Origin of the sequence: Streptomyces sp. NBRC 110611, from assembly GCF_001590865.1 — a bacterium.
Taxonomy (GTDB): Bacteria; Actinomycetota; Actinomycetes; order Streptomycetales; family Streptomycetaceae; genus Streptomyces.
The window spans coordinates 1-6,001 of record NZ_BBUY01000050.1 but is presented as its reverse complement, the minus strand read 5'-3'; the positions used below and the strand labels follow the sequence as shown (position 1 = coordinate 6,001).

The window sequence follows — 6,001 nt, the reverse complement described above, 5'->3', positions numbered from 1 at the left end:
CTGGACATGTCCCGGCTCCAGACCGGCACCGTCACCCCCCTGATCCGCGAGATCGATCTCGACGAGGTGGTGCCGATGGCGCTCGGCGGCGTCCCCGAGGACAGCGTCGTGCTCGACATCCCCGAGGTCCTTCCCATGGTCGCCGTCGACCCGGGGCTGCTGGAGCGCGCGGTGGCCAACATCGTGGAGAACGCGGTGAAGTACAGCCCCGACAGCCGGCCCGTGCTGGTGTCCGCCAGCGCACTCGCCGACCGCGTCGAAATCCGGGTGGCCGACCGCGGCCCCGGCGTCCCCGACGACGCCAAGGACCGCATCTTCGCGCCCTTCCAGCGCTACGGCGACGCCCCACGCGGCGCGGGAGTCGGCCTCGGCCTGGCGGTCGCCCGCGGCTTCGCCGAGGCCATCGGCGGCACCCTCGACGCCGAGGACACCCCCGGCGGCGGAATGACCATGGTCCTGACCGTCCCCACCGCCACCGGTCACCGGCCGGCCTGCCCCGACCTCCCGGCCGCGGTCACCTCCTGACGGTGGGCGATGCCCCTGGCCACCGGCCACCGGCCACCGGCCGCCGTCACGACGTGATCACTGGGCCATTGGTACCGTCGAAGGGAGATTCGCCGACCACAGCCCCGACCACGAGGAGCCCGTACGAGCATGCCGGTGGACGCCCTCGACGCCAAGATCCTGCGGCTGCTGCTGGAGCAGCCGCGCACCAGCGTGCGGGAGTACGCACGCCTTCTGGGTGTCGCCCGGGGCACCGTCCAGGCGCGGCTGGACCGGCTGGAGCGGGACGGTGTGATCACCGCGTACGGACCCCGGCTCTCGCCGGCCGCGCTCGGTCACCCGCTGCTGGCGTTCGTGCACATCGAGGTCACCCAGGGGTATCTGGAGGAGGTGGCCGGGGCGCTGGCGGAGGTGCCGGAGATCATCGAGGCGTTCTCGACGACCGGTGGCGGAGATCTGCTGGCCCGGGTGGTGGCACGGGACGCGGCGCATCTGGAGGATGTGATCCAGCGGCTGATCAGCCTGCCGGGCGCGGTCCGTACCCGCACGGAGATGGCGCTGCGCGAGCGAGTGCCGCACCGGATGCTGCCGCTGATAGAGGCGGTGGGCGGAGCCGCGAAACAGCGGTGAGCGGGGCGGCCCGGCGCCCGGCGGCCGCGCTCCGCTTCGGTACGCGGAGCTTCCGTACGCGGAGGTGGCCGCCGGGCGCCGGCTCACTGACGGGACATCACCTCAGTCCGAGGGCCTGGCACTCGGCGGCGAGATCGGCGCAGAGCAGATCGGTCCGGACCACGCCGTCGCGGACGACGGTGTCCTTCATATTCTTCTTGGTGACGACCTCCGCCTTGAACAGCCGTGCCGGGATACCGGACTTGGTCTTGTTGCCGGCCGTGGTCGTGGTGAGGGAGCTGATGCTCTGCCCGCGGAGCAGACGGAAGGCGATTTCGGCCGCCGTTTCCGCCTCCGGCCGGACCTCCTTGTAAAGAGTGAAGGCCTGGGTGCCGGAGATCAGGCGCTGGAGTGCGGGGAGTTCGGCGTCCTGACCGCCGACCGGAACATTCTTGACGCCGCCCGCCTTGAGCGCGTCGGCAATACCGTCGGCCATACCGTCGTTGGCCGAGTAGACCGCATCAAATCCCTGTGCGCCAAGGGAGTTGATGGCGTCGGACATCTCCTTCTTCGCCTCGGCGGCGGACCAGTCGGGGATGTCCTTCTCGTAGACGATCTTGCGCACCTTGCCGTCCAGAGCGGCGTGGGCGCCCTTCTTGTAGGACGGCGCGTTCGGGTCGGTCGGTGAGCCGTTCAGCATGACGACGTTCGCGCTGCCCGCCCGGGGGCCGAGCGCGGTGAGCAGGGCTTCGCCCTGGAGCCGGCCGATCTTCTCGTTGTCGTAGGAGACATACGCCGCGACATCGCCCTCGGCGAGCCGGTCGTAGGAGACGACCTGGACACCCTTCTTCGCGGCCGAGTCCACCCAGTCCTTGGCCGCCTGCGCATCGACCGGGTCCAGGATGATGACCTTGACGCCCTTCGCCACCAGCGCGTCGAACTGGTTCTTCTGGGTGCTGACCTGCTGCTCGGCGTTGCCGTAATCCACCGTGCATTCCAGGCACAGCTTCGCGATCCGCGAAGAAACGATGCGGCGGTCGAACTTCTCGTAACGATCCGCTTTGTTCTCCGGGAGGAGAAGGCCGATGGTGTCCTTGCCGGAGCCGGCGTCCTGTTCGTCTTTCCCGCAGGCCGCCAACGGTGCCGCCAGTGAAAGCGCCACCGCACCGGTGAGAACACGCCGCATTATTGCATTCATTATTTCGGTACCTCCCATGGGGCCGCCTGACCCGGCCCAGAACTCCGGCAGTGAACGTCACCTCGCGTACCAGCGTCAAGAATCGAAGCGAGAACGATATGAAAGTGAGCCGTGAGTTGGCCCGCTGAACGGCGTTCCCGCCACCGGATATCCGGAACGGTCCCATTACCTCCGCAATGTCGTTCATCACCCGGATGCACCCTTCAATCCGACATGTCAAACTTGAGGGAGACGCGGCGCCGCTCGGCCGGATCAGGGCGTCGGCGGCGCGGTCACCCGGGGCAGGGCCGGGTAAGGGACCGACATGAATTCCGCGTACACCTCGAAGGGCGCGAGGAACACGCCGGCGGACGTGGCGAACACGGCAATCGCGGCGAGCTCGGCATGGCGGCACACGCCGGTGACCGCCGAGGGCCGGCTGGGCGTGGCGTCCCAGCACCCGGGCCGCAGCGACCCGGCCTACCTGCGCCGCCGGGACGCGCTGGCTGCACCGGCCGACACACACCGCGTCGGGACCCCCTATGCGGCCGTCGACTACACGGAGGCGGAACACCGCACCTGGCGGGCGGTGTACCGGGCGCTCGGTCCGGCACACCGTGCCCATGCGTGCCACGCGGTGCTCGACGCCAGTGCGGACGCGGACATTCCGGCCGACCGGATCCCGCAGCACGCGGAGGTCAGCGCCGGGCTCCGGCACCGTACGGGATTCGCCTTCACACTGGCCGGCGGAGTGGTGCCCAACGAGCGGTTCCTGGGGTCGATGGAGCACGGCTACTTCCACGCGGTGCAGTTCGTCCGGCACCCCGCCGTCCCGCTCTACACACCCGAACCGGACGTCCTGCACGATGTGTTCGGGCACGGCATCCATCTGTCGTGCCCGCGCTTCGCGGCGCTGTACCGGCTCATCGGTCACACCGCCAACCAGGTCCGCACCGAAGAGGCCCTCGACGTGCTCAGCCGGGTGTACTGGTTCACCCTCGAATACGGCCTGGTCATGGAGTCCGGCGCGCCCAAGGCCTACGGTGCGGCGCTGTTGTCGTCCTACGGGGAGATCGGCGCCCACGACCGCCGCGAGGTCCGCGAGCTGAACCCCCGTGACGCGGCCAGCACGCCGTACCGCATCTCCGGGTACCAGCCCGTGCTGTTCGCCGCCCGCTCGCTCGCGCACCTGGAGGACACCCTCGGCTCCTTCTGCGCGGACTTCGACGACGACATCGCGAACCGGCTGCGGCTGCCGGCCCTCTCCCGCGACCGGGCGTGAGCGGCGGCTCGTCGCCCCGGCCCGCCGGACGGCCCCGGGCGCTGCGGGCGGATCGCCGCCGGCAGCGCCCTACTCCGCGGGTGCCAGCCGCAGCGCGTGCAGCGCCACGGCGAGGTCGGCGACCGCGCGGGGATCCTGGAGGGAGCGCCCGGTCAGCTCCTCCAGCCGGTGCAGCCGGTAGCGGACCGTGTTGCGGTGGCAGTACAGGATCCTCGCGGCTTCGGCCGCCGAGCCGGCCGCCGCGAACCAGCACTCCAGCGTCTCCAGCAGCCGGTCGCGCTCGGCGGCCGGCAGCCGCAGCACGCGCTCGAAGACGGTCCGGGCGATCCGTCCGGCCTCGTCCGGGGCCGCCGCCACCAGCAGCGCGGCCGGGCTGTCGGCGAAGCGCGCGATGCCCTTGTCCCGGCCGCGCACCCCGCTGAGGGCCAGGCGGGCGAGCCGCAGAGCCCTGGGGGTCTCCGGCAGGGCACGGTACGAGGGGCTGACGCCCACCCGGGAGGTGTGCGCCCGCTCCAGGGCGCGTAACACCGCTTCCTCGGCTCCCGGGCGCTGCACGGCGACCACGCCCACCTGGAGGTCCGGCAACAGGCGCCAGGCCGAGCGCAGTTGGTCGGACCGGAGGCGGGCCTCGATACCGGGCAGCGCCTCCCGGCCGGGGGCCGGCACCTCGGCGGCGATCACGACGTACGGCCCGGCGGTCGGCAGCCCGAGCACATCGGCGGCCTCCCAGAGGGTCGTACGGTCGGTGAGCAGGCCGGTGAACAGGGCCTCGACCATGGCCGACCGTTCCCGCTCCCGCTGCAGCACCAGTTCGGCGGCCTCCTCGCGGTACGCGTCGCTGGCCGACGCCGCGAGGCCGCCGTTCACCCACCACCCGGCCAGGGCCATGACCGTGTCGGCGGTGAGGCGCTGCGCGGCACGGGCGGCCTCGGCGGCGATCTCGGACCACAGGACCTCGGACCCGACCCGGTAGGCGTGCAGCAGCTCGGCCAGCGGGGTGCCCGCGCGGGCCCGTTCGCGGCCGGTCTCCTGTGCCGTGGTCAGCGCGGTGCTGTCACCGTCGACGAGCAGCCGGAGCACCTGTTCACAGTTGCGCCGGCAGGAGTCGGTCAGCTCCGCGAACGGCACCTGGTCCTCGTCCTCGTAGTACGGCACCTCGGTACGTATACGGCGGGCCATCCGTGCGCCCAGTACCTCCGCGCGGGTCAGCAAGGACGCCGCTATGGGGGAGATTTCGGCGGGCGCGACGAGTCTGCGGCTCATGAACCGCAGGTTACAAAGGACCGGCCACGCAGGAGAGGAATTTGTGCCCGGGGACAACAGGGGCGGGTGTGGTGCTGTGCGTGGGCACATGGCTCGTGCGGCGGTACGGCGTCACGATACGAGGACGTTACCGGCCGGTATCCGATCTCCGTCCTTCGTGCTGCCTCCTCAAGGGGATTCATGTCCAGAACCACGACCACGCGCACCACCAGCACTGCTGGTACCGCCGGTGCCGCCGGCGCCTCCCCTGCCGTCCGTGCCGGACGCACCGCCCGCGCCCCACGCGCCGGGAAGCGTACGTCCGTGCTGGCCGGTACCGCGCTCCTGGCCTCCGCCCTCACCGTCACCACCGTGCCCGCCTCCGCCCACGCCTCGGCCCCGGCCCCGGCCGGCTCCGGGAAGTACGTGGCGCTCGGTGACTCCTACGCCGCCGGGGCCGGCATCCCCTGGCTCTCCGCCGGCCTGTGCCTGCGTTCCGACCGCAACTACGGCCACCTCGTCGCCAAGGCCCTCGGCTCGTCCTCGTACGCGGACATGACCTGCGCCGGCGCCAAGGTGAGCGCGCTCAGCAAGCCCCAGACCGACCTCGGCATCGTCGTCAACGGCCCCCAGCTCGACGCCGTCACATCCGACACGTCCCTGGTCACCCTCACCATGGGCGGCAACGACCTCGGCACCTCCGACTTCGGCTTCGTCGATGTCGTGGTGGCGTGCTCCGCGCTGTCCCTGACCAACCCGTTCGGCTCGCCGTGCAAGGACTTCTACGGCGACACGCTCAGCAAGCGGCTCGACACCGCGGCCACGAAGCTGACCGAGGGCCTCCGCAAGGTGTCCGCGAAGGCGCCGAAGGCCAAGGTGGTGGTCGTCGGCTACCCCGCGGTGCTCCCCGACGACCCGAAGAAGTGCTTCGGCAAGATGCCGGCCACGACCGGTGATCTCCGCTTCCTGCGCTCCGTCGTCGGTGAGCTCAACGACAAGGTGGCCAAGGCCACCACCGCGGCGGGCGGCACCTTCGTCGACACCCTCGGCCCGACGAAGGGCCACGACGGCTGCTCCTCGTCCCCCTGGATCGAAGGCATCCTCCCGGGCTCACCGGCGGTACCGCTGCACCCCAACGCCACCGGTGAACGCGTCATGGCCGATGCCGTGTTGAAGGCGCTCGGCCA

6 protein-coding genes are annotated in these 6,001 nt (G+C 71.2%); 4 read left to right on the top strand and 2 right to left on the bottom strand.

What is annotated here, in order from left to right:
• Together AZE13_RS33035 and AZE13_RS33030 are read left to right on the top strand one after the other, a co-directional pair.
• A partial coding sequence (locus tag AZE13_RS33035) for a sensor histidine kinase (RefSeq protein WP_258528177.1) occupies window positions 1-525 on the top strand: 525 nt, incomplete at its 5' end.
• Window positions 526-654: 129 nt separating this feature from the next.
• On the top strand, window positions 655-1,134 hold the full coding sequence (locus AZE13_RS33030; protein ID WP_066940426.1) for an Lrp/AsnC family transcriptional regulator: 480 nt from the start codon (window positions 655-657) through the stop codon (window positions 1,132-1,134).
• Window positions 1,135-1,231: 97 nt separating this feature from the next.
• On the opposite strand, the gene AZE13_RS33025 is transcribed toward AZE13_RS33030, so the two are convergent.
• A complete protein-coding gene (locus AZE13_RS33025) occupies window positions 1,232-2,299 on the bottom strand; it encodes a sugar ABC transporter substrate-binding protein (protein ID WP_258528176.1) in 1,068 nt (355 codons plus the stop codon).
• Window positions 2,300-2,663: 364 nt separating this feature from the next.
• On the opposite strand from AZE13_RS33025, the gene AZE13_RS33020 reads away from it, so the two are divergent.
• Entirely contained in the window at window positions 2,664-3,572 is a 909-nt protein-coding gene (locus AZE13_RS33020; protein WP_258528175.1) for a phenylalanine 4-monooxygenase, read from the top strand.
• 69 nt (window positions 3,573-3,641) lie between these two features.
• Here AZE13_RS33020 and AZE13_RS39180 read toward each other — a convergent pair whose 3' ends face one another.
• On the bottom strand, window positions 3,642-4,835 hold the full coding sequence (locus AZE13_RS39180; protein WP_181690539.1) for a PucR family transcriptional regulator: 1,194 nt from the start codon (window positions 4,833-4,835) through the stop codon (window positions 3,642-3,644).
• 180 nt (window positions 4,836-5,015) lie between these two features.
• Between AZE13_RS39180 and AZE13_RS33010 the strand changes: the two genes are divergently transcribed.
• A partial coding sequence (locus AZE13_RS33010) for an SGNH/GDSL hydrolase family protein (RefSeq protein WP_066940420.1) occupies window positions 5,016-6,001 on the top strand: 986 nt, incomplete at its 3' end.